The organism is Microvirga aerophila (genome assembly GCF_003332305.1).
Taxonomy (GTDB): domain Bacteria; phylum Pseudomonadota; class Alphaproteobacteria; order Rhizobiales; family Beijerinckiaceae; genus Microvirga; species Microvirga aerophila.
The window spans coordinates 99578-122846 of sequence record NZ_QOIO01000012.1 but is presented as its reverse complement, the minus strand read 5'-3'; the positions used below and the strand labels follow the sequence as shown (position 1 = coordinate 122846).

General features: G+C 64.2%; 19 protein-coding genes and 2 pseudogenes. 19 read left to right on the top strand and 2 right to left on the bottom strand.

From position 1 onward, the window contains the following. Positions 1-118: 118 nt before the first annotated feature. Positions 119-214: pseudogene (locus tag DRB19_RS31070) on the top strand (phage tail tape measure protein); the annotation flags it as partial. A gap of 6 nt (positions 215-220) precedes the next feature. On the opposite strand, the gene DRB19_RS09025 reads toward DRB19_RS31070, so the two are convergent. Beyond that, positions 221-466 carry an HP1242/YdcH family protein gene (locus DRB19_RS09025; RefSeq protein WP_114185703.1) on the bottom strand — a complete coding sequence of 82 codons (246 nt, stop codon included), beginning with the start codon at positions 464-466 and terminating at the stop codon, positions 221-223. Between the two features lie 84 nt (positions 467-550). Here DRB19_RS09025 and DRB19_RS09020 point away from each other — a divergent pair, with 84 nt between their 5' ends. From DRB19_RS09020 to DRB19_RS08960, 14 genes and pseudogenes are all read left to right on the top strand, one after another. Further along, on the top strand, positions 551-1189 hold the full coding sequence (locus tag DRB19_RS09020; protein WP_114185702.1) for a DUF2460 domain-containing protein: 639 nt from the start codon (positions 551-553) through the stop codon (positions 1187-1189). A 23-nt stretch (positions 1190-1212) separates the two neighbouring features. Further along, complete coding sequence (locus DRB19_RS09015) at positions 1213-2103, top strand: DUF2163 domain-containing protein (protein WP_114185701.1); 891 nt, start codon at positions 1213-1215, stop codon at positions 2101-2103. A 211-nt stretch (positions 2104-2314) separates the two neighbouring features. Continuing rightward, on the top strand, positions 2315-2737 hold the full coding sequence (locus DRB19_RS09010; RefSeq protein ID WP_114185700.1) for an NlpC/P60 family protein: 423 nt from the start codon (positions 2315-2317) through the stop codon (positions 2735-2737). A gap of 5 nt (positions 2738-2742) precedes the next feature. Continuing rightward, positions 2743-6615: pseudogene (locus tag DRB19_RS09005) on the top strand (baseplate multidomain protein megatron). Positions 6616-6648: 33 nt separating this feature from the next. Then, the gene (locus DRB19_RS09000; protein WP_114185699.1) at positions 6649-8184 is read left to right on the top strand and encodes a DUF2793 domain-containing protein; all 1536 of its coding nucleotides are present in this window, start codon (positions 6649-6651) and stop codon (positions 8182-8184) included. Further along, entirely contained in the window at positions 8184-8741 is a 558-nt protein-coding gene (locus DRB19_RS08995) for a glycoside hydrolase family 108 protein (RefSeq protein WP_210207458.1), read from the top strand. Before DRB19_RS09000 ends, DRB19_RS08995 begins: the two co-directional genes overlap by 1 nt. Beyond that, positions 8738-8947, top strand: a complete 210-nt coding sequence (locus DRB19_RS30745; RefSeq protein ID WP_210207457.1) for a hypothetical protein — start codon at positions 8738-8740, stop codon at positions 8945-8947. The genes DRB19_RS08995 and DRB19_RS30745 overlap by 4 nt, the downstream gene beginning before the upstream one ends. A gap of 77 nt (positions 8948-9024) precedes the next feature. Then, positions 9025-9339, top strand: coding sequence for a PepSY domain-containing protein (locus DRB19_RS08990; RefSeq protein WP_114185698.1), 315 nt, complete (start codon positions 9025-9027; stop codon positions 9337-9339). Between the two features lie 14 nt (positions 9340-9353). After that, complete coding sequence (locus tag DRB19_RS08985) at positions 9354-10025, top strand: response regulator transcription factor (RefSeq protein WP_114185697.1); 672 nt, start codon at positions 9354-9356, stop codon at positions 10023-10025. Next, positions 10022-11419 (top strand): sensor histidine kinase, encoded by a 1398-nt coding sequence (locus DRB19_RS08980; protein WP_245439351.1) that lies wholly within the window; start codon positions 10022-10024, stop codon positions 11417-11419. Before DRB19_RS08985 ends, DRB19_RS08980 begins: the two co-directional genes overlap by 4 nt. A 69-nt stretch (positions 11420-11488) precedes the next feature. Next, positions 11489-12586, top strand: a complete 1098-nt coding sequence (gene ccmI / locus DRB19_RS08975; protein WP_114185696.1) for a c-type cytochrome biogenesis protein CcmI — start codon at positions 11489-11491, stop codon at positions 12584-12586. Further along, complete coding sequence (gene ccmE, locus DRB19_RS08970) at positions 12583-13041, top strand: cytochrome c maturation protein CcmE (protein ID WP_114185695.1); 459 nt, start codon at positions 12583-12585, stop codon at positions 13039-13041. Before ccmI ends, ccmE begins: the two co-directional genes overlap by 4 nt. An 18-nt stretch (positions 13042-13059) precedes the next feature. Next, positions 13060-15042: a heme lyase CcmF/NrfE family subunit gene (locus tag DRB19_RS08965; RefSeq protein ID WP_114185694.1), complete on the top strand. Its 1983-nt coding sequence runs from the start codon at positions 13060-13062 to the stop codon at positions 15040-15042. Between the two features lie 3 nt (positions 15043-15045). Beyond that, complete coding sequence (locus tag DRB19_RS08960; protein ID WP_114185693.1) at positions 15046-15504, top strand: cytochrome c-type biogenesis protein; 459 nt, start codon at positions 15046-15048, stop codon at positions 15502-15504. 11 nt (positions 15505-15515) lie between these two features. Here DRB19_RS08960 and DRB19_RS31475 read toward each other — a convergent pair whose 3' ends face one another. Next, entirely contained in the window at positions 15516-15641 is a 126-nt protein-coding gene (locus DRB19_RS31475) for a hypothetical protein (RefSeq protein WP_276330603.1), read from the bottom strand. A 176-nt stretch (positions 15642-15817) separates the two neighbouring features. Between DRB19_RS31475 and DRB19_RS08955 the strand changes: the two genes are divergently transcribed. From DRB19_RS08955 to DRB19_RS08940, 4 genes are all read left to right on the top strand, one after another. After that, the gene (locus DRB19_RS08955) at positions 15818-17035 is read left to right on the top strand and encodes a S1C family serine protease (protein ID WP_114185692.1); all 1218 of its coding nucleotides are present in this window, start codon (positions 15818-15820) and stop codon (positions 17033-17035) included. Between the two features lie 236 nt (positions 17036-17271). Then, complete coding sequence (locus tag DRB19_RS08950) at positions 17272-17970, top strand: winged helix-turn-helix domain-containing protein (protein ID WP_114185715.1); 699 nt, start codon at positions 17272-17274, stop codon at positions 17968-17970. 40 nt (positions 17971-18010) lie between these two features. Next, positions 18011-19438: a HAMP domain-containing sensor histidine kinase gene (locus tag DRB19_RS08945; RefSeq protein ID WP_114185691.1), complete on the top strand. Its 1428-nt coding sequence runs from the start codon at positions 18011-18013 to the stop codon at positions 19436-19438. An 82-nt stretch (positions 19439-19520) separates the two neighbouring features. Then, positions 19521-22478 (top strand): bifunctional [glutamine synthetase] adenylyltransferase/[glutamine synthetase]-adenylyl-L-tyrosine phosphorylase, encoded by a 2958-nt coding sequence (locus DRB19_RS08940; RefSeq protein ID WP_114185714.1) that lies wholly within the window; start codon positions 19521-19523, stop codon positions 22476-22478. The last annotated feature ends 791 nt before the right edge of the window (positions 22479-23269 follow it).

Below are 23269 nucleotides of genomic sequence, written 5' to 3'. Positions count from 1 at the left end.
CGAAGTCAGAACGGAGTGGGATCGGCATGGCGAACCTCCATGGCTCGCCAAGTTGAATCACACCCACCCCGACGCAGAAAATCACGAACGAGTCAGCCCTTCAGGGACTTAGTATTACATCGCGACTCCGGACGCGGAGAGCTTCCGCCGGTCCGAGGCGCAGGTGTCCGCCGCCTTGGCCCGGGCCGTGGCGCGCGGCCAGCGCAGCATGTGAGGCTTTTTAGGCGTTCTCGTCCGCCAGCATGGCGGCAAGCTCGTCCTTGAGGTGCACGCGGCGGCGCTTCAGCTCCTCTTCCCGGTCTTCGTTCGCGGGCTCCACCCGGGTCTCGATGCGATGGATCGTGCGGTTCAACTCGTTGTACTCGTCGAAAAGCCGCGCGAAGTGGTTGTTGCTGGTCTTCAGCTCACGGATCCGGTCAACCTTGTCCGGAAAGTCTTCGGCGAGATCGTTGGGAGCATTGCTCATCGCGTGCCGTCTCCTTTGGCTGGGCGTTTGCCACGACAACGCCCCCTCGTCGCTTTCCGTTTCATTTGAATGAAGGATGGACCCATGGCGTCCGATTTCCACGAGGTGCGCTTTCCCCTCGATGTCAGCCTCGGCAGCCGGGGCGGGCCGGTACGGCGCACCGATATCGTCACGCTTGCGTCCGGCCGCGAGCATCGCAACAGCCGCTGGGCCCAGTCGCGCCGACGCTACGATGCGGGCCTGGGCGTCCGGAATATCGACGCGCTCCATGCGGTGATCGCGTTCTTCGAGGAGCGACGGGGCCGGCTCATCGGCTTCCGGTTCCGCGACCGCACCGACTGGCGCTCCGGACCACCCTCCCGCGAGCCCACACCCCTCGACCAGCGGATCGGCACCGGCGACGATACGACCCGCGTGTTCCAGTTCGCCAAGACCTACGGCTCCGCTTACGCGCCCTATGCGCGCACTATTGCCAAGCCCGTAGGAGAGACGGTGCAGGTTGCTGTCAACGGCTTCGTGCTGCAGCCCGGTCAGGGCTTTGCGTGCGATCCCACCATCGGCCTCGTCACCCTCGCGGCCGCTCCGCCTCCGGGCGCTGCCGTGACGGCGGGCTTCGCGTTCGACGTGCCGGTGCGGTTCGACACCGATGAGCTCGACATTGACCTTTCGGCCTTCGACGCGGGCGCGATTCCCCAGATCCCGCTGATCGAGATCGTTCCTTAAGCGCTCCATCCACGAGACCCATCATGCGCAACATCCCCCCAAACCTGGCCGCCCACCTGGCGGACGGGACGACATCCCTTTGCCATTGCTGGCGATTGACGCGCCGCGACGGCGTGTCGTCCGGCTTCACGGATCACGACCGCGACCTTGCTTTCGGGGACATCGCCTATATGGCCCATTCCGGACTCGACGCCGCGGAGGCGACGAGCGAACTCGGCTTTGCGGTCGGCGGAGGCGAGGTCTCGGGGGCACTCATCTCGGCGGGGCTGACCGAGGACGACATCGCGTCTGGGCTCTATGACGATGCAAGCGTCGAGACGTGGCTCGTCAACTGGTCGAACGCGGCGGAGCGGCTTCTCCTCGACATCGGCTCCATCGGCGAGATCCGTCGCGCCGATGGCGGATTTGTGGCCGAGGTGAGGGGGCTCATGCACCGCCTCGACGAGGAGCGCGGACGCCTGTATCGCGCCACCTGTTCGGCCGATCTCGGCGACCAGAAATGCGGCGTCAATCTCGCGTCCCCCACCTATACGAGAACCGGAACCGTCACCCGCACCGACAGCGTGCTCGCCGTCGCGAGCGCCGGCACGGGCTTTCGCGACGGATGGTGCACGGGGGGCCGTCTCACCTGGACGAGCGGCGCGAATGCGGGATTGTCCGTCGAGATCAAGGTGCATCGCGCTATCAGCGGGACGGACGAGTTCGACCTGTGGCAGCGCGCACCGCAACCGATAGCTGTCGGCGACACGTTCACGGCGACGGCCGGATGCGACAAGACCCATGCGGCCTGCCGTGCTAGGTTCAGCAACGTCGAGAACTTTCGCGGCTTCCCGCACATGCCCGGCAACGACTTCATCATCCGCATGCCGCGTCAGGGGGAGCCGGGGCTCGACGGCAAAAGCTTCTTTCGGTGAGACACGCAGTCTCGTCCAGAGATGCTGACTGGGAGCAACATCCACGCCGTCATGGCCGCACTTGTTGCGGCCATCCATGTCTTTGAGCCGCATCCCTGAGAAGGCATGGATCCCCGGAACAAGTCCGGGGATGACGCTGGGGTCATTCCTCACCTGAGGACGGAGCCAAGACGTACTCTCTCACGATGCTTCGCACATACACAAAGACACCATGCCCACACCCGACACCATCATCATTGAGGCCCGCTCCTGGATCGGAACGCCTTTCCGTCACCAGGCTTCGCTCAAGGGCGTCGGCTGCGACTGTCTCGGCCTCCTGCGCGGCGTCTGGCGCGGCGTCATGGGGGCCGAGCCCGAACTGCCGCCGCCTTATGCGCCCGACTGGGCGGAGGCCGGGGCCGATACGCTCGTGGCGGCGGCGCGGCGTCACCTCATCGAGATAGACCCCGCAACCATCATGGCCGGAGACGTGCTGCTCTTTCGCTGGCGCGAGGGGCTGCCCGCCAAGCACTGCGCCATCGCTACCTCGGACAGAACCATGATCCATGCCCATGACGGGGCACAAGTCGCCGAGGTGGCGTTCCGGCCCTGGTGGCGTCGGCACCTGGCTTACGCATTCCGCTTTCCTGGATAAACCTGATGGCTACTCTCGTTCTTCAAACGGTCGGCTCCGTGGTCGGCGGCATGGTTGCGGGCCCCTTGGGAGCCATGGCGGGCCGAGCGCTCGGCGGGCTTGCGGGCGCTGCCATCGACAATGCGCTTCTCGGCGGAGGCTCCGATGCCCCGAAGGTGGTCGAAGGGCCGCGCCTCAAGGAAATCGACGGCCTGACCTCCACCTAGGGCGCCGCGATTCCGCGCATCTACGGCCGCGCCCGCGTGGGCGGACAGCTCATCTGGGCGACGCGCCTGGAGGAGGTGGTGAACACCGCGGTGGAGCGCTCCGGCACCCAGGGCGGCAAGGGCATCGGCGGCGGTGGGCCAAAGACCGTCAACAAGACCTATTCGTATTTCGCCAATCTGGCGGTGGGCCTGTGCGAGGGTCGTATCGCGTTCATCCGCCGGGTGTGGGCGGATGAACGCGAAATCGATCTCAAGACCATCACCATGCGGGTGCATCGCGGCAGCGAAACGCAGGATCCCGATCCGCTGATCATCGCCAAGGAAGGCTCCGCATACACGCCGGCCTATCGCGGGCTCGCCTATGTGGTGTTCGAGCGGTTGCCGCTCGCAGATTTCGGCAACCGCGTGCCGCAATTCTCCTTCGAGGTCGTGCGCCCTGTGGATGGGCTCAACCGCATGGTCCGCGCCGTCTGCCTCATCCCGGGCGCGAGCGAGTTCGGCTACGACACGATCCCCGTCACGCAGGCGCTGGGCCTGGGATCGACCAAGCCGGAGAACCGGCATCAACTGAGGAACGGCACGGATGTGGCGGCGTCCCTCGACGCGCTGGAGGCGCTTTGTCCGAACCTCAAGCGTGTGTCCCTGGTGGTGAGCTGGTTCGGTAACGACCTGCGATCCGCAGTGTGCAGCCTCGAGCCGCGGGTGGACGCGAGAACCAAGACCACAGAAGGCGACACGTGGTCGGTGGCGGGGCTTACCCGCGCGACCGCGAAGGTCGTGTCCCTCGTCAACGGCTCGCCCGCCTATGGCGGCACGCCCTCCGACGATACGGTCATCCGCCTGATCCGTAACCTGAAGGCGAGGGGGCTCGAGGTCGTGCTCTACCCATTCGTCATGATGGACGTACCCGCCGGCAATACCTTGCCGAACCCCTATGGCGGCACCGGCCAGCCGCCTTATCCCTGGCGCGGACGCATCACCTGCCATCCGGCGCCGGGGCGGCCGGGTTCTCCCGACGGCACGAACGATGCGGCGATTCAGGTGAACCAGTGGTTCGTTCGCCTGTGGGGCCTCACCCGGCAGGTGACGCATTACGCCAACCTCGCCAAGGAGGCGGGCGGCGTCGACGGCATCATCATCGGCAGCGAACTCGTGGGCCTCACGAGAGTTCGCTCGTCGCCGGGCGTCTATCCGGCCATCGCGAGGTTGAGAACACTCGCCAACACCGTGCGGTCGATCCTCGGGCCGAGCACAAAAATCGTGTACGCGGCGGACTGGACCGAATACGGCGCGCACGTTCTCGACAACGGCAACGAGGTGCGCTTTCCCCTCGATCCCCTTTTCGCGTCAAGCAATATCGACGCGGTGGGCATCGACTACTATCCGCCAATTTCAGATTGGCGCGACGGGCCCGACCACGCGGATCTCGCGGAGGGCCGCAGCATCTACGATGCGGACTACCTGCGCAGGCGGCTGGGAAGCGGCGAGGCCTTCGACTGGTACTACGCCAATGCGTCCGACCGCGCGGCGCAAACCCGCACGCCAATCACCGATGGGGCGCAGGGCAAGCCGTGGGTCTTCCGCCAGAAGGATCTGGTCTCGTGGTGGTCGAACACGCATGTAGAGCGCAGCAACGGCCAGGAAGTCCTGACCAGCCCCTGGGTGCCGAAATCGAAGCCGATCTGGCTGACCGAGATCGGGGTTCCGGCCGTCGACAAAGCACCGAATGGGCCCAACGTCTTTCCCGATCCGAAATCCTCCGAGTCGGCCTATCCGCCCTTTTCGCGCGGCGTTCGCGACGATCTCGTCCAGGCCCGCGCGCTTGAGGCGATCCTCTCGCGCTTCGATCCTGCGCAGAGCGGCTTCTCGCCCGACTACAATCCCGAATCGCCATCCTATGCCGGGCGCATGGTGGATCCGGCAAACGTCTATGTATGGGCCTGGGACGCGCGTCCGTTCCCGGCTTTCCCCGACTTCGACAGCGTGTGGAAGGACGGGGCCAATTGGGAGACCGGGCACTGGATCACTGGCAGGATCGAGGGCGCTCCGCTCGACCGTCTCATCGCGGCGATCCTGAGGGATTTCGGGCTCGACGCCTCGGGTCCGTTCCCGGTCGATGGTTTCGTAGACGGTTACGTGGTCGACCGTCCCATGTCGGCGCGCGGCGCGCTGGAGCCCCTGATGCGCCTCTTCGGGATCGATGCGGTGGCGGGCGGCGGCAGGATCTCCTGGCGCGGGCGCGGCGGACGCGCGGCCATTGGCCTAACGGCGGGCGACTTCATCCTCGACGGGAAGGAGCCGTCCCTCAAGCTCGTCCGCGCACAAGAGACCGAGCTCCCGCAGCAGGTGGAGATCGGCTACACGGAGGGCGAGCTGGATTATCGCCGTGCGGCCGTGGCTTCGCGCCGCCTTGCCGGCGCCAGTCGCCGGGAGTCGCGGGCGGATTCCGCCATCATCACCCGCCGGGCGGAAGCGCAGCGCCTCGCGGATACCTGGCTGCAGGACCTCTGGGCCGGCCGTGAGACCGCCGAATTCGAGCTGTCGCCTCGCCGGATCGACATCGAGCCGGGGGATCTGATCTCCCTGCCCACGGCGGCCGGGCCGAAGCTGCATCGGGTAACGCGCATCGCGGACGGGCCCACCCGCAAGGTCAGCGCCCGCGCTGTGGAGCCGGCCGTCTTCGAGACGCCCGGCTCATCGATACCCCGCCCTGTCCGCCGCCCACCTCCCATCCCCGGCAGGCCGGACGCAGTGATCCTCGATCTGCCGGCGGCTGTCGGAGAGCCCACAGCCCTGCAATATATCGCCGTGGCGGCGGATCCCTGGCCCAGCGCCGTCACCGTTTGGCGCTCGTCCAACGGCGCGAGCTTCACGCCCCATCGCATCGTCGACATACCGGCCGTGATCGGCCGGACCACGAGCCCGCTTCCGCCAGGGCCCCTGTGGCGCTGGGACCAGGGTGCGACCCTCGATGTCGATATCTCGTCCGGCGCATTGAGCGCCGTCGACGACGAGGCAGCGCTTGCGGGCGGCAACCTGTTCGCCGTGCAGGTCTCCAACGGACGATGGGAGATCCTGTCGGCCGCCCGCGCGGAGATGATCGGCGAACGCAGCTATCGTCTGTCGCGCTTCCTGCGTGGGCTTGAGGGCAGCGAGCCCGAGGCCGCCAGAGCGGTTCCGACAGGAGCTCTGATCGTCCGTCTGGACGAGGCGGTCGTACCGCTGACGAGCGATCTGCAGGATCTAGGACAGAGCTGGCGCTACCGGGTCGGACCCGCGGGCCTCGATCATGCCGACCCGGCCATGGTGGAATTGTCAGGCGTCGTGGGTCGGGAGGCTCTCAAGCCCATGAGTCCCGTCCGGCCGACGGCGCGGCGGGAGATGGGCGGCATCCGCCTGAGCTGGCATCGCCGTACCCGCCGGGGTGGCGATGGCTGGGACACGGTCGACGTGCCGCTCGGCGAGGATGTCGAGCGCTACGAGGTCGACCTTCTGCTGAACGGCAATGTTCGTCGCTCCCTCACAAGCGCGGAGCCCTCGATTCTGTACACCGCCGACCAAGAGGCTGTCGATTTCGGCGGGCCGCAATCGACGCTCTCGATCCGTATCGTGCAAATCAGTTCCGTAGCCGGCCGCGGTTTCGAGCGCGTGGCGACCATCCCGGTTCTCTGACACTTCTTTGTTTGTTTCCTTTTCAGGCTTTTCATGACCGATACCCCACACCTCAGCCTGCCGCTGCTCGCCGCCGCACAGGCGCAGAAGCATGTCACTCACAACGAGGCGCTGGCAGCGCTCGACGCCATTGTGCAGCTCGCCGTGAAGGAGAATGATCGCACTCAGCCGCCAGGCTCTCCCGCCGAGGGTGACCGCTACCTGATTGGCGCCGGAGCCTCCGGCAGCTTCGCCAATCATGAAGGCGAGGTCGCTCTCTTCGATGCCGGGACCTGGCGGTTCTTCACGCCACGCGCCGGTTGGCGGATTTATGTGGAGGCCCAGGACAGCATCCTCGTCTTCGACGGTTCCGCATGGCGCGACCTTGGTCATTACAGCCGACAGCTCGACCATCTGGAGCGGCTGGGCATCGGCACGACGGCGGATGATCTCAACCGCCTTTCGGCAAAGCTCAACGCAGCTCTCTTTGCGGCGCTTACCGCAGGGGAGGGTGGCACGGGCGATCTGCGTTTCGTGCTCAACAAGGGCGAGCCGACAAACGTCCTGTCCCAGCTCTACCAAAGGGGCTTTAGCGGGCGGGCCGAAACGGGCCTGATCGGCAGCGACGATTTCAGCATCCGCGTGTCGCCGGATGGAAGCCAGTGGCGAGACTCGCTGCTGATCGATCGCAACACGGGTGTCGTGTCGTTTCCGTCCGGATTGAACGGCGCTCCGGGTCCGAACCTCCTCATCAATTCAGCCTTCCTGGTCAATCAAAGGGCTTTCGCCGGCGGAGCGCTTGCGGCGGGCGTCTATGGGTTCGACCGGTGGAAGGCCGGCGCGAGCGGCTGTACGCTGACCCGCGCGGCGGATGGCTCGGTCACTCTTGCGGGCACCCTCGAACAGGTGGTCGAGAGCGCGCAAGCAGCATCCCTGTTCGGGTTCACTAATTTTGCAGGACGCACCTTGACCTTATCGGTCGAGGATCCATCGATCCCACTTCCGGTTTCCGTCGGCACGAAGTCGGCAACGATTCCCGCCGGGGCCGGACGCCGCTCCGCGACGGTGACGCTCGATGCGTCGGAGACAGGCCATCTGACCGCTCGGCTCCAACCGTCGAGCGCCTGCACGTTCAAGCGGGTGAAGCTGGAAACTGGATCGTTGGCAACGCCCTGGATCGGTCAGCCTCTCGACATGGAAGAACTCCGTTGTCGGCGCTTCTATCAAAGGCTTGTGACAACCAGCGGCTCGCTGATCGTGCTGGGAGTGCCCGGACAACGGATTTCGAGCAACCTCATCGACATTCTCTGCCAGTTTCCGGTCCCGATGCGTGCGAGCCCGTCCCTCGTCACGAGCGGCTTTTCATGGTCAAGCGGAGCACCGGTCAATAATCAGATCGGCTTTTTCGACAATACAGGCGGGGTCTGGCTCACGCCGAGCGGCGGCCTCGCGGTCACGGCAAGCGGCACCGGGCCTTCGGCAATGGTGTTGAGGATCCAGGCCGGAACCTCGTTCACGGGCTCGGCCGGAGCCATCGGGTATCTCCATCTCGGCAGTTCGGCCTATACCGCCCTGAGCGCGGAGCTGTGATGCCCATGGTCCTACGCCCAAGGCCTTTCGACCTTCGACTTCCGGTCGTTCTCTCGCACGAAGGCGGTTTCGTCCAGCATCCGCAGGACCCCGGCGGCGCGACGAAGTTCGGCATCACCCGCGAGACCTTGGCCCGGTTCCGGCAGAAGCCCGTTTCGGTCGAGGATGTCAGAAGCCTGACAACCGCCGAGGCCGCCGCGATCTACCGCCGCCTCTACTGGGACCCGATCCGCGCCGACGAGCTGCCCGCAGGGGTCGATCTCACGGTGTTCGACTTCGCGGTCAATTCCGGCCCGTCCCGCGCTGTTCGCGCGCTGCAAAGCGCGCTCGGCGTTCTGGTCGACGGCGTCGTCGGACCGGTCACCCTGGCGGCCGCTCGGGCGGCGGATGCGGCAAGCCTGATCCGGCGGCTGACCCGCGACCGGCTCCGGTTTCTCTCCCGTCTCGCCATCTGGCCCATCTTCGGACGCGGCTGGCGCAGACGGGTGCTCGCGGTCGAGCAGGAGGCCCTCCGGCTCGCCAATTCGACCCCACAAACACAAGAAGGATCCATATGATCGATTCCAAAACCATCCTGGCCAGCCGCACCGTCTGGGCGAACTTCGTCGGCCTCGCGGCGCTGATCCTCGGCTTTCTCGGCTTCGATGCCTCCGCCCTGAACGGCGGGGAGTTCCTTGAGGCGACAGCCCAGCTGATCGCCGCCGCCAGCTTCATGGCCTCCACCATCTTCCGTATCCTGGCCACCAAGCAGATCCTCGACTAGCGACGTGGCGGCAGGCCGGCGACAGCTCTACAGTTACATTCAGACTTCGTTCAGTGCCGGACGGGCATGGTTCTCTCATGCGTCTTGTTTGGCTGATCATTGCGATGTTGGGGTGGACAGGCGCCGCCTATGCCCAGAGCGCGTCGGCTGCTCTTAAAAACTGCCTGCCGCCCCGCGAGATGCAGGAAGCCGTCGCCTCCAAGGGCGTGGTTGCGCCGGCATCCGCCGTGATGACGGCGCGGCGTGAGGTTCCCAATGCCGATGTGGTGCGGGCCAGCCTGTGCCGGAGCAGCGATGCACTGGTCTACGTGATCATGGCCTTGCAAAAGGATGGTCGCGTCGTGCAAGTGATGATCGACGGGTCTTCTGGACGCGTGAAATCGGTCCATTAAGGAAAGCTACAAGCGTGCGTCTTCTTGTTGTCGAGGATGACAATACCCTCAATCGCCAGATCGTAACCGCCCTTGAACAGGCCGGTTACGCGGTTGATGCTGCCTTCGACGGGGAGGAGGGGCAGTTCTTGGGCGACACTGAGCCCTACGACGCCGTGATCCTCGATCTCGGGTTGCCGAAGGTCGACGGGGTGTCGGTCCTCAGCGCCTGGCGGCGCGAGGGGCGCAAGATGCCGGTCATCATACTGACAGCCCGCGACCGCTGGAGCGACAAGGTCCAGGGCTTCGACGCCGGAGCCGACGACTACGTCACCAAGCCGTTCCACATGGAGGAGCTTCTCGCCCGCGTCCGGGCCCTGCTGCGTCGCGCGACCGGGCATGCCACGAGCGAGATCAGCTGCGGGCCGGTCAAGCTCGATACCCGCTCGGGCCGGGTGACGGTGGAGGGCAACCCGGTCAAGCTCACCTCGCATGAATACCGGCTGCTCTCCTACCTGATGCACCATACGGGCCGCATCGTGTCCCGGGGCGAGCTGACCGAGCATCTCTACGACCAGGATTTCGACCGCGACTCCAACACGATCGAGGTTTTCATCGGCCGGCTCCGCAAGAAGCTCGGCGTCGATATCATCCAGACCGTTCGGGGACTGGGCTACCTCCTCGACGCCGGTCAGACCAAGACGTGAGCGCCTTCCGGCCCATCCTCAAAGGATTCGCGGGCCGTTCGATCGCCGTCCGCTTGGCGGCGTCCTCCGTCTTCTGGAGCTTCGCCATCCTGCTGATCGCGGGCCTCATCCTCTCGGCCCTCTACCGGGACAACACCGAGAAGGCCTTCGACCAGCGTCTCCTGGTCTACGCCAATACGCTGGCGTCCAATCTCGTCGCACCGGGAGATCCAGACCGGGACCTCGGGCCCATCGGCGATCCCCGATTCGAGCTGCCCCTGTCCGGCTGGTACTGGCAGGTGGCCCGGCCCAACGCCACCCCGGGCGAGGTGCGCTCGTCGAAATCGCTCTTCGGCGGTCAACTCGCCAGCCTTGCGCCTGCGGACAGCCAGGCCTTCGGACAGATTCGCCGCGGCTACGGCAGGGCCCCTGACGAGCGCGGCCTCCGCCTCGTGGAGCGCGACATCGATCTGGGAGAGGACGGCCGCTTCGTCATCCGGGTCGCCGGTCCGGCAGACGAGATCGAGACGGCCGTGCGGGGGTTCCTGTTCGCCCTGACCGTGACCTTTGCGCTGCTGGGGCTGGCCCTGGGCTTCACAACCCTGCTCCAGATCCGCTTCGGCCTGCGACCCCTGGCGAATCTCCGCAGCGCCCTGGGGGCGATCCGGCGCGGCGAGGCTGAGAGAATCGCAGGCGAGTATCCGCATGACATCGCGCCGCTCGCCAACGAACTGAACCTGCTTCTCGAAACCAACCGGGAGATTCTCGAGCGGGCTAGAACGCAGGTGGGCAACCTCGCACACGCTCTCAAGACACCGCTGAGCATCGTCGTCAACGAGGCAGAGAACGCCCCGGAGGACGTTGCCGCGAAGGTCCGCGAGCAGGCCACCGTGATGCGGGACCAGGTGAACTACTATCTCGACCGCGCCCGGGCGGCGGCCCTTGCCGGCACCCTTGGCACGGTCACGGATGTGGAGCCCGTGATCGCCGGCCTCGCGCGCACCTTCGCGAAGATCTACCGGGACAAGGACCTGGCGGTCGAACTGGCGATTCCAAAGGGGTTGCGATTCCGAGGCGAGAGGCAGGACCTTGAGGAGATGGCCGGCAACCTGATCGACAACGCAGCCAAATGGGCATCGAGGCAGGTGGTGGTGACGGCCCAGGTGATCAGGGATGGGGACGACCGGTCCCGGCTCCGCCTGCTCATCGACGACGATGGTCCGGGTCTCCCGGAGGCGGCCCGAAGCGAAATGATCAAGCGCGGCCGTCGCCTCGACGAGACGAAGCCGGGCTCGGGCCTGGGGCTTTCCATCGTGAGCGACCTCGCGGCGCTCTACCGTGGTTCGCTGAGCCTGGAGGCCTCGCCGATCGGCGGGTTGAGGGCCCTGCTGGAACTGCCAGGGGATAGGAGCTAATACACAACCCAGAGCGCGTGACACCGTGCCACCATCGTGCTTGAGCAGTCCCCGAGGTAAGTAGACGTCATGGTGATCTGGATAATACTCCTGGCAATGACGGCGGCGGCCGTGATGGCGGTTCTCTGGCCGCTGTCGCGCCATTACGCCGTAAGCGGACAGGCGGATCCAAACACCCAGTTCTATCGTGAGCAGATAGACGAGATCGAACGCGACCGGGAGCGGGGCGTGCTGCTGCCCAACGAGGCCGAGGCCGCCAAGGCGGAGGCCGGCCGGCGTCTTCTGCGCGCGACCGGCATGGAGGATGTGGCCGTCGCCGTCGGAGAGCCTGCCCTGCGCCGCAGGCGCGCGGCCTCGACGCTGGCCCTCTCAGTCCTGCCGATTCTCGCCATCGCCATTTATGGAGCCTACGGCTCGCCCCACCTTCTCGGGCAGCCGCCGGTCATGGCGGCCCGGGGACCCGCCACGCCATCGGATCTCGCCACCGCCATTTCGCAGATCGAGAGCCATCTGGCCCAGAATCCGCAGGACGGTCGCGGCTGGGAGGTCATCGCGCCGGTTTATGTACGAATGGGCCGCATGGGTGACGCCGTGAAGGCCTATGAGGCCGCCCTGCGTCATCTCGGCCCCGACGCGAACCGGCTCGCGAATTACGGGGAGGCCATGGTGCTGGCCAAGGACGGGCTCGTCTCGTCCGAGGCCCAAGGCATCTTCGAACAGGCGGTGAAGCTGGATGGCACTTCGCCCAAGGCCCGATTCTATCTTGCCCGCGCGGCGGAGCAGGACGGGCAGATCGACAAGGCCAAGGCGGGATACGCCGCGCTCTTGGCGGGCTCTCCCGCGGACGCGCCCTGGACGGCCGTCGTGGAGGAGCAGCTGGCCCGGCTCGAAGGACCGCAGACGGTCTCCAGGCAGGATGCGGAACCGCAGATGGGCGCGGACGATATCCTGCGCATGGTGTCGGGTCTTGCGAGCCGCCTGGAAGCCCAAGGGGGCAGTGCGGACGAATGGGCGCGGCTGATGCGCTCCTATGCGGTGCTCGGACAGCGTGATAAGGCGGCGGACGCGGCCCAGCGCGCTCGTCAAGCCCTCGCGCAGGACGACGCCGGGCTCAAGACCATCGACATGATGGCCCGTGAACTGAAACTGACCGACGCCCAACCATGACCCGTAAACAACGCCGCCTGACTTTGATCGGTGTCGCCGGCTGCATCCTGGCGATCGCACTTGGCCTGGTGCTCTACGCCATGAACGACACTATCGTGTTCTTCAATTCGCCCGCCGACGTGCAGGCCAAGAACGTGCAGCCGGGAACTCGCTTTCGCCTCGGCGGCCTCGTGAAGGAGGGATCCGTCCAGCGGGGTGACAACCAGCAGGTCGCCTTCGAGATCATGGACGGGCAGGGATCTATCCGGGTCAACTATACGGGCATGCTGCCGGACCTGTTCCGCGAGGGGCAGGGCGTCATCGCCGAGGGCGCGCTGGAGCATTCGGGCGTGTTCCGGGCCGACTCCGTTCTCGCCAAGCATGACGAAAACTATATGCCCCGTGAGGTGGCCGACACCCTGCGGCGTCAAGGCCTTTGGCAGGGCGATTCAAAAGCCTCACAACAGACGCAGTAATTCGAGGGAGTGCCATCCGTGTTGGTCGAGGCCGGACATTTTGCGCTCGCGCTCGCGCTTGGCTTGTCCCTGATTCAGTTCCTGGTACCGCTCTGGGGTGCCCGCACGAATGATCCCGTCCTGATGTCGGTGGGGCCGTCGACCGCCCTGGCGGTGCTGGCCTGTCTCGCCTTTGCGTTCCTTGCGCTCACTGTCGCCTATGTGACGTCCGACTTCTCGGTCCTGAACGTGGTCGAGAATTCGCACTCGGCAAAGCCGCTGATCTACAAGATCTCAGGCGTCTGGGGAAACCATGAGGGCTCGATGCTCCTATGGGTGCTGATTCTGGCCTTGTTTGGAGCCGTCGTGGCGCTCGCGAAGAGCAGCGTGCCCGTGCGGCTGCAGGCGAACACCCTGGCCGTGCAGGCGGCGATCACCATCGCGTTCCTGCTCTTCATTCTCATGACGTCGAATCCCTTTGTCCGCGTGGTTCCGGCCCCCGTCGAGGGACAGGATCTCAACCCACTGCTTCAGGATCTGGGGCTCGCGATCCATCCGCCGCTTCTCTACATCGGCTATGTGGGCTTCTCGATCTCCTTCGCGTTTGCGTGCGCAGCGCTCATCGACGGGCGCATCGATGCGGTCTGGGCCCGGATCGTCCGGCCCTGGACCCTGGGCGCGTGGGCATTCCTCACCCTGGGCATCGCCATGGGGTCCTATTGGGCCTATTACGAACTCGGATGGGGCGGCTGGTGGTTCTGGGATCCGGTCGAGAACGCCTCCCTCATGCCATGGCTTGCCGGAACGGCGCTTCTTCATTCCACCGTCGTCATGGAAAAGCGCGACGCCCTGAAGGTCTGGACGATCCTGCTGGCGATCCTGACCTTCTCCCTGTCGCTGCTCGGCACATTTCTCGTCCGCTCCGGCGTCCTCACCTCGGTCCATTCCTTCGCGGTCGATCCGGAGCGCGGCAGCTTTATCCTTGGCATCCTCACCATCTTCATCGGCGGGTCGCTCGCGCTGTTTGCATGGCGCGCGCCCCTGCTGAAGCAGGGCGGAATCTTCGCGCCCGTCTCGCGAGAGGGGGCTCTCGTTCTCAACAACCTCTTCATCGCGACCGCATGCGCTACCGTCTTCATCGGCACGCTCTATCCGCTGGCGCTCGAGGTGCTGACAGGCGACAAGATTTCGGTAGGCGCACCGTTCTTCAACTTCACGTTCCTGCCGCTGGTCATTCCTCTTCTCATGCTTCTGCCGTTCGGACAGACCCTTGCGTGGAAGCGGGGCAATTTCCTCGGCACGGCGCAGCGCCTCTATGCGGTGTTCGGGGTCGTGATCGTGGCGACGCTTGTCATGCTGGCCTTCACGGCCGGCGGGCCGGTTGGAGCACCGTTGGGCATTGGCCTCGGAGCCTTCCTGGTCCTCGGCTCGCTGAATGAGATCGTGACCCGCTCCTGGTCGAGGGGCAGCCCCTTGTCGGTCACCTGGCGTAAGGCCAGGAACCTGCCGCGGTCGGCTTGGGGTACGGCACTTGCTCACGCAGGCGTCGGCGTGACGGTGATCGGCATCGCGGCCACCGCCTGGGACCTGGAAGGCATGGACACGCTCAAGATCGGCGACAGGATCTCGGCTGGTCCTTACACCGTTCGGCTGGAGCGCGTGGTGCCGCGTCAGGAGGCCAATTTCCGCGAGGATGTGGTGACTCTTCGGGTCTTCCGGAACGGCAATGAGATCGGCATGGTGGACACCATGAAGCGTCTCTACGTGACGCGCGGCATGCCGACCACGGAGGCCGGCATCGTCACCATCGGCCTGAGTCAAATCTACGCCAGCGTGGGGGAGGTTCGGCCCGATGGGTCGATCGGCCTGACCCTTTATTACAAGCCTCTGGTCCTGCTGATCTGGCTCGGCGCCGTCGTGATGGCGGCGGGCGGTGCGCTTTCCCTTACGGACCGACGGCTGCGTATCGCCGCTCCGGCTCCCGCACGGTCGATTCCCGTGGCGTCGGTTCCGGCGGAGTAGAGCATGCGCTACATCCTCGCCCTCCTTGCGGCCTTGTTCCTCGGCGGAGCGGCCTTTGCGGTGCAGCCCGACGAGGTGCTGAAGGATCCGGTGCTGGAAAAGCGGGCCCGCGCAATTTCGGCGGGGCTTCGCTGCATGGTGTGCCAGAACCAGTCCATCGACGACTCGGACGCGCAGCTCGCCAAGGACCTGCGCATCCTCGTGCGCGAGCGCCTTGTGGCTGGCGACACCGACCAGCAGGTCGAGGGCTATCTGGTTCAGCGCTACGGCGAATTCGTGCTGCTCAAGCCGACCTTCGGACGCCACACCATGTTGCTGTGGCTCGCTCCGGCTCTCGTGCTCGTGCTCGGCGGGATTGGAGCCTATGCGGCCCTGCGGCGGCGTCCGCCTTCTGCCTCAACCCTCGACGACGAGGAGCAGAAAGCCCTTGAGGCCTTACTCAAGCGCGACCAAGGCGCCTGAGCCTGTGCGGCTCAGCCCTTCGGGTTGACGCTGTTGCAGAATTGCGGGGTGTTGATGTTCCAGTTCCCGCATTTGTCACAGGCGGTGGCCACAAACCCAATGCCCACCACCAAGCCGATACGAATGAAACGCCTCATCGAAAGCCCCCAAAGGTTGTTGGGCCGGTTGTGACACCTCCGGCACGGTTCTGGCAACTGCCAAACCCGATTGAACCTTACCAACATTTCATCTTTGGGTGAGGGTGCCGTAAGGCGACAGCCCCCATGTTGTTCTCACGATGATCCCACAAGGGTTTCTCGAGGAGAGACAGAACATGTTGGATAAAGTTTCCACACCCGCCCGCAAGCGTATGACCAAATGGCTCGGCGCTGCGGCCGTTGCGGCGCTCGTTGCCGGCGGCGCCGTCGAGAGCGGTCTCGTCGCCCCCAACACTGCCCATGCTGAGCTTCGCTCGGCGGCGCAGCCCATCCAGAACGTCCCGTCCTTTGCGGACGTGATCGACCGTGTGAAGCCCGCCGTCGTGGCCGTGAAGGTCAAGGTGCAGAACGTGGCCGACCGCAGCGATGAGGACGCTGGTCCTCAATTCTCCATGCCCGATCTTCCGCCCGGGCACCCGATGGAGCGCTTCTTCCGGCAGTTCCGGGACGGCGAGCGCGGTGAGCGCGGCGACCGTGGTTCGCGTCAGCAGCGGCCTCGGCAGTTCGGTCAGTCCCTCGGCTCCGGCTTCTTCGTCTCGGCTGACGGCTATGTGGTGACCAACAACCATGTGGTTGACAAGGCCAGCGAAGTGACCGTGACCATGGATGACGGCAAGGAGCTGAGCGCTAAGGTGATCGGCACCGATCCGAAGACCGACCTCGCCCTGCTGAAGGTCGATGGAGGCGACGACTTCCCCTATGTGCGCCTTGCTGGCCAGAAGGCTCGTATCGGCGACTGGGTGGTGGCCATCGGCAACCCGTTCGGCCTCGGCGGTACGGTCACGGCCGGCATCGTGTCGGCGCAGCATCGCGATATCGGCGCAGGCCCCTATGACGACTTCATCCAGATCGACGCGTCGGTCAACAGAGGCAACTCGGGTGGTCCGACCTTCAATCTCGCCGGCGAGGTGGTCGGCGTGAACACGGCGATCTTCTCGCCGTCGGGCGGCAACGTGGGCATCGCCTTCGCAATCCCGGCGAGCACGGTCGATCAGGTCGTGACGTCCTTGAAGGATAGCGGCTCCGTGACCCGTGGCTTCATCGGCGTACAGATGCAGCCGGTCACGAAGGAGATCGCGGAAGCGATTGGCCTCAAGGAGCCGAAGGGCGCTCTCGTTGCGGAAGCCATGAAGGATGGTCCCGCCGCGAAGGCCGGCGTCCGGACGGGCGACACCATCGTGGCGGTGGACGGCCAGCCGATCCAGGAGGCCAAGGACCTGTCGCGCATGATCGCGAACGTGGCCCCCGGCAAGTCGGTGGCGCTCACCCTCTATCGCGACGGCAAGGAGCGCACCGTCACTCTCGAGGTCGCAACTCAGCCGAAGGGTGCTTAAAGCCTTTCGGACAAAGCTGGATACCGGGTTTCATGTCCCCTCGTAGCCCGGCATCCCAGAGCGTGATCAGCAAAAGTGGCGTCCGATAGTACGGCGGATCACGCTCTGTCTTTAGTGGCGCATGGACTTCAGGCCATTCCCCTCGGGCCTGATCATGCGCTGCCCACGGCAGGCCGGCCTCGTTCCCCTCCAGGGCTGGCCTGCCGCTGGGTTTCAGATACGTTAGACCCATGTCCATGCGAATTCTCATCATCGAGGACGACCGAGAGGCGGCCTCCTATATCGTCAAGGCGTTTCGCGAAGCGGGCCATGTAGCAGACCATGCCGACGATGGCCTCGACGGTTACGCCATGGCCGAGGCGGGCGATTATGACGTGCTGGTGGTCGACCGCATGCTTCCCAAGCTCGATGGCCTGTCCCTCATCCGCTCCTTGCGAGAACAGAAGGTGGAGACCCCGGTCCTGATCCTTTCCGCCCTTGGACAGGTGGACGACCGGGTGAAGGGGTTGCGGGCCGGTGGAGACGATTATCTGCCCAAGCCCTATGCCTTCTCTGAGCTGCTCGCCCGCGTCGAAGTTCTCGCCAGGCGGCGCGCCTCAGCGCCCAATGCGGAGCCGACGGTCTACCGCATCGCGGATCTGGAACTCGACCGCCTGTCCCATCGGGTCACGCGTTCCGGTCAAGAGATCATCCTCCAGCCCCGCGAGTTCAGGCTGCTCGAATACCTGATGAAGAACGCCAATCAGGTCGTCACCCGCACCATGCTGTTAGAGCACGTGTGGGACTATCATTTCGATCCGCAGACGAACGTGATCGACGTGCATGTCTCCAGGCTCCGGGCTAAAATCGACAAGGGTTTCGACAAACCACTCATCCACACCATCCGGGGCGCGGGCTACATGGTCCGGGTCGGAGCCCAGGGGGGCGAGGAATGAACCGGCCGAACGATGGACGTGGACAACGCGGGGGCGGATCATGACCGCCCTCGGCAAGCTTTTCCGCACGACAGCCTTTAAGCTGTCGTTTGCGTATCTGCTCATCTTCACCGTCTTCGCTTTCGTGTCGTTAGGGTATGTCGCCTGGAGCGCCCAAAGACTCCTCAATGACCAGTTCGTCTCCACCATTGAGGCCGAGATCAATGGGTTGTCGGAGCAGTATCGCCTTGGCGGTTTGCGCCGCCTGGTGAACATCGTCGAGCGGCGCTCCCGCGCTCCCGGTGCATCGCTCTATCTCGTCACCACGAACAGCGGCGAGCGCATCGCTGGCAATGTGGGAGCCTTGCCTCCGGGTGTGATCGACCAGCCAGGTCAGTTCGAGACGGCCTATAACCGGACGGACGACACGGACGCCGCTCCAAGCCATGCGATCGTGCGGGTCTATATCCTACCCGGAGGTTTTCGCCTTCTGGTCGGGCGGGACGTGGAGGAGCGGGCCCGGCTTCGCGAGGTGATTCAGCGCGCATTCGGATATTCGCTCCTGTTCATCGGTGTGCTCGGCTGTGCGGGCGGCTGGTTCATCACACGCAGGGTGCTCAAGCGCGTCGACGACATGACGGAGACGACCCGCAGCATCATGGCGGGAGACCTCGGAGGCCGCTTGCGCGTTGCGGGCACGGGTGATGAGCTTGACCGCCTTGCCCAGAATCTCAACGACATGCTTGATCGCATCGGCGAACTGATGCGTGGCATGCGGGAGGTCTCGGACAATATCGCGCACGATCTCAAGACCCCTCTGACCCGTCTGCGCAACAAGGCTGATGAGGCGCTGCGCACAGCCAAATCTTCTGACGAGCTGAGGACATCCCTCGAGGCGATCATCGAGGAGAGCGACAACCTTATCCGCATCTTCAACGCACTTCTCATGATCGCAAGGTTGGAGGCTGGAAACGCGCGGGAAGGCCTGGCGGATTTCAACGCGGCCGAGACCGTGCGAGACGTCGCTGAGCTTTACGATGCCTTGGCCGAGGAGGCGGAGATTCCGCTCGAAGTCACGGTCGAGGACGACTTGCCAATCCATGGCAACCGCGAGCTGCTCGGGCAAGCCATGGCGAATCTTCTCGACAATGCGTTGAAATACGGTGCTCGCACGACCTCTAATGGGATTGCTCCTGTCATCACCGTTACGGCAAAGCGGGTCGATGGGGATGTGCGGATCGAGGTGGCAGACCGGGGGCCGGGTATTCCGGAGGCGGATCGCAGCCGTGTTCTCGAACGATTCGTGCGGCTGGAGACCGCTCGTTCGCGCCCCGGTTTCGGCCTCGGCCTCAGCCTCGCGGCGGCGGTGGCGCGGCTGCACGAGGGCACGCTTCGGCTTGAGGACAACGAGCCCGGCCTGCGGGCCGTGCTGATCCTGCCCTTAAGGAGCGTCCCACTTCCGCAAGCACTTTCGCAGGCGGCCGAGTAGGAGCCCCAGGGTTCGATATTTCGGTTGCGTTCGGCAAAGGGCCGTGGACACTCGGGGCCCTCTCGAACGCAATGGATTAGCCGTGCCGGATCAGAACCAGCCCCTCCTCAGCCGCCTGACGCAGGCTCCCCCCGTTTCCGATGCCAAGCGGGCCAAGGCGCAGCTGGCGGATTTCATCGGACGGGCGCAGGAGGTGGCTGAGGCAGCCGCTCTCCTGCCGCACATGGACACTGAGCCGCTTCGGAACCTCCTTCTCTCCATCGCCGATCATTCGACCTTTCTCTGGCAGCTCATCGTGAGCGACCCGGCCCGCATGGCATCCATCTGCTTGCAGTCGCCAGAGGAGACGCATCGTTCAATCGTCGCAAGCCAAGCCGGTCTCTTTCAGGAGTTTCGATCGGGGGATCTGACAAGGGATGCGGTGGTGCGCAAGTTCCGCCGCAACCGCAATACCCATGCGCTTCTGGTTGCTCTTGCGGATATCGGGGGCATCTGGAGCGTCGAGGAGGTCACGGGAGCCCTGTCGGAATTCGCGGATTCTTCCGTGCGCGGCGGCGTTGATCTGATCCTGACCGAGACGGCCCAGTCCGGTCGCATCAAACTCCGGAATCCGGATACACCAGGGGAGGGGGCCGGCATTACGGTCTTGGCGCTCGGCAAGCACGGCGCGGGTGAACTCAATTATTCCAGCGACATCGATCTCGTGGCGTTCTTCGATCCCGAGTGCCCTGCCTTGAAGGAGGGAGCCGAGCCGGCAACCATTTATACGCGCATCGCCCAGCAGCTCGCAAAACTGCTCCAGGAGCGGACTGCCGACGGCTATGTGCACCGGGTCGATTATCGCCTTCGACCGGATCCGGCCTCGACTCCGACAGCGGTGGCTCTACCGTCCGCCTATGTCTACTATGAAACAGTTGGCCAGAACTGGGAGCGCGCCGCTCTCATCAAGGCGCGGCCGGTCGCAGGCGACATCGCCGTCGGCGAAAATTTCCTGAGCGAGCTGCGCCCCTTTATCTGGCGCAAGTATTTTGATTTTGCGTCCATCGCCGACGTTCATGCGATGAAGCGGCAGATTCATGCGGTGCGTGGTCATGACGAGATCGCCGTGGCGGGCCACGACATCAAGCTCGGACGGGGCGGCATTCGCGAGATCGAGTTTTTCGTACAGACTCAACAACTCGTCTTCGGCGGACGCCGTCCGGCGCTGCGAGGCAGGCGAACCCTCGATATGCTCGTGGCTTTGCACGACGAGGGCTGGATCACCGATAAGGCGCGGGATGAACTCTCCGATGCCTACCGCTTCCTGCGCACCATCGAGCATCGGCTGCAAATGGTGGCGGACGAGCAGACGCAGCGTCTGCCCTCCGACGAGGACGAGCTGAAGCGCTTCGCGAAGTTCTGCGGCTATCCGTCTTTGAAGGCTTTCGCCAAGGCCCTGACCGAGCAAGCGCGCATCGTTCAGGGGCACTATGCATTGCTGTTCGAGGAAGGGCCGGAGCTCGCCTCCGACGTGGGCAATCTCGTCTTCACCGGCACAACGGACGATCCCGAGACTCTCGCGACTCTTGAGCGAATGGGCTTTCATAATCCCGCCCAGGCGGCCGAGACGGTCCGCGGATGGCATTTCGGCCGCAGAGCCGCCATCACAAGCCAGCGCGCGCGGGAGGTCCTGACCGAATTGACGCCGGCACTGCTATCCGCGCTGGGAGGGACGGCCGACCCCGATGGCGCACTGGCGGCCCTCGACCGGGCCTTCGGCCGAATGCCGGCCGCCGTGGAGCTTCTCACCATCTTGCAATCGCACGATCGCCTGCGCCTCCGTTTCGCCGACCTGCTTGGCACTGCCCCGCGCCTCGCCGACACGGTGGCCCAGTCCCCGCACGTGCTCGATGCGCTCATCGATCCGGCCTTCGGCATCCCGTTCAGCGATGACGCCGCCATCGGCCAGCAAATCCGTCAGATCATCGGCACGCCGTCCGACCATGAGGACTTCCTCGACAGGGCAAGGGATGCAGCCCGGCAGATGCGTTTCATCACAGGCGCGCGCCTGCTGTCGGACATCCTCTCTCCGGCACAGGCCGGCGAGGCCTATGCGTCCATCGCGGATGCCATCGTTCGCGAATCCCTTGACGCGGTGCGGAAGGTCTTCGAAGCGGAGCACGGCACGGTGCCGGGGGCGCAAGTGGCGATCCTGGGGCTCGGCCGCCTCGGCACCCGCGAGCTGACGGCAGGGTCCGACCTCGACCTCGTGGTCATCTACGATTTCGACGAAGACAGGCGTGAGAGCACCGGGCCCCGCAAGCTCGACGTGGTGGTCTATTACACCCGCCTCACCCAGCGCCTCGTGGCGGCGCTGACCGTACCGACCCGGCGAGGCCTGCTCTACGAGGTTGACCTGCGTCTACGCCCTCAAGGAGGCAAGGGGCCCGTCGCCTCACAGTTCCGCGGCTTCCTGAACTACCAGCAATCGGAGGCGGAATTGTGGGAGCACATGGCTCTCACCCGCGCCCGCGTGCTGCTCGCCGATGGCGATTTCGGGCCGCGAGTTGAAGCCGCCATCAGAGACATCGTCGGCGCTCCCCGCAACCGCCGCAAGGTTTTCACTGAGGTTCGCGAAATGCGCGAGCTCATCGCCAAGGAAAAAGGCGACGACAACCCCTGGGACCTCAAACTCTCCCGAGGTGGCCTCACCGACCTCGACTTCATCGCACAAGCCCTCGTGCTCGCGCATGGGGCCGAGCATCCAGCCTTGATCGGCCTGCCGACGGAGGACGTTTTCGTTCAGGCACAACAGGCAGGCCTGCTTGGCGAGGAGGACGCCCGTACGCTGATTGAGGCACATCACTTGTTCAATACGATTTTCCAGTGGCAGAGGCTGATGGTGGAGGGTTCATTCGATGCCGCCACTGTGCCAAAAGCCGTGCTCCGACGACTATCTGCCGTTGCTGGCCTTCCTGCGGCCGAGTTGACGGTCACGCATCTGATCCATGTGCTTGGACATGTTACGCAACGGTTTAGTGCATTTTACAAGATTGGATAAGGAAGCGGTTTCTTCGATATTTTCATGTGGCAAATAATGATATTAATGCTTGGGATGTTATTATTTTAGCAAGGCGGACACTTTTTTATTTAATCTAATATTATTCATTAATAAGGTTTATTTGTACTTGCATTAATTATTTTACTTAAAGATGTTAAAACGCATCCTGTAACCCTTGATTGAATTTTGAAACAATGTAGCATCATGTGGATGCGAATGAGGCTGTCCATCGGATAAGCGTCCAAGACTCGGTCCAGCACGCGCTAGCCCCTCGCAGAATTGATAAACCAGAGAGGCACAATATGGCGACTTCACTCGAAGCAGAACTGGCTTGGTATTTAACCAAATTCTCTAATCCCCTCATAGCTTATGAGGGGTCTCGGCTCATTTATGGCCCGATTACAAATTTTGATTGGGAAAGCGGATATGAAGGTGAAGAGCCTCAGGACAAAGACGAAGATGGAATTATAGAACCTGAGGAAATTGCGGGCTTTAAGAGCGTAAAAGAGCAGTTCGACGGATACGCAGGACTAGACCCCTTAGTAAAGGACGAAAAGACAGTTCTTGAACAAATCACGATGGAGGATGGGGGCGTCTGGTATCTGGACTCGACAGGGCAGGTATATGTCGTGAACGAGGTCGGCCTCTTCTTCAAGGTCACGTCTGATTTGGGACGCATTCTCGATGGAACCGCTCTCGCAAATGGAGAGTTCGAGACGATAACGACCGATAGAGGAACGTACTACCTGCATTCAAGCGGCGCTCTCTACATAAGAACTTATCTTGGAAAC

Excerpts from the sequence above, each read along its gene's own strand:
- DRB19_RS31475 (WP_276330603.1), bottom strand. The coding sequence starts at position 15,641 with ATGAGGCGTTTCATTCGTATCGGCTTGGTGGTGGGCATTGGGTTTGTG.
- DRB19_RS08945 (WP_114185691.1), top strand. The coding sequence starts at position 18,011 with ATGACCGCCCTCGGCAAGCTTTTCCGCACGACAGCCTTTAAGCTGTCG.
- DRB19_RS08955 (WP_114185692.1), top strand. The coding sequence starts at position 15,818 with ATGTTGGATAAAGTTTCCACACCCGCCCGCAAGCGTATGACCAAATGG.
- DRB19_RS08960 (WP_114185693.1), top strand. The coding sequence starts at position 15,046 with ATGCGCTACATCCTCGCCCTCCTTGCGGCCTTGTTCCTCGGCGGAGCG.
- DRB19_RS30745 (WP_210207457.1), top strand. The coding sequence starts at position 8,738 with ATGATCGATTCCAAAACCATCCTGGCCAGCCGCACCGTCTGGGCGAAC.
- DRB19_RS09000 (WP_114185699.1), top strand. The coding sequence starts at position 6,649 with ATGACCGATACCCCACACCTCAGCCTGCCGCTGCTCGCCGCCGCACAG.
- DRB19_RS09010 (WP_114185700.1), top strand. The coding sequence starts at position 2,315 with ATGCCCACACCCGACACCATCATCATTGAGGCCCGCTCCTGGATCGGA.
- DRB19_RS09020 (WP_114185702.1), top strand. The coding sequence starts at position 551 with ATGGCGTCCGATTTCCACGAGGTGCGCTTTCCCCTCGATGTCAGCCTC.
- DRB19_RS08950 (WP_114185715.1), top strand. The coding sequence starts at position 17,272 with ATGCGAATTCTCATCATCGAGGACGACCGAGAGGCGGCCTCCTATATC.
- DRB19_RS08990 (WP_114185698.1), top strand. The coding sequence starts at position 9,025 with ATGCGTCTTGTTTGGCTGATCATTGCGATGTTGGGGTGGACAGGCGCC.
- ccmE (WP_114185695.1), top strand. The coding sequence starts at position 12,583 with ATGACCCGTAAACAACGCCGCCTGACTTTGATCGGTGTCGCCGGCTGC.
- ccmI (WP_114185696.1), top strand. The coding sequence starts at position 11,489 with ATGGTGATCTGGATAATACTCCTGGCAATGACGGCGGCGGCCGTGATG.
- DRB19_RS08995 (WP_210207458.1), top strand. The coding sequence starts at position 8,184 with ATGCCCATGGTCCTACGCCCAAGGCCTTTCGACCTTCGACTTCCGGTC.
- DRB19_RS09015 (WP_114185701.1), top strand. The coding sequence starts at position 1,213 with ATGCGCAACATCCCCCCAAACCTGGCCGCCCACCTGGCGGACGGGACG.
- DRB19_RS09025 (WP_114185703.1), bottom strand. The coding sequence starts at position 466 with ATGAGCAATGCTCCCAACGATCTCGCCGAAGACTTTCCGGACAAGGTT.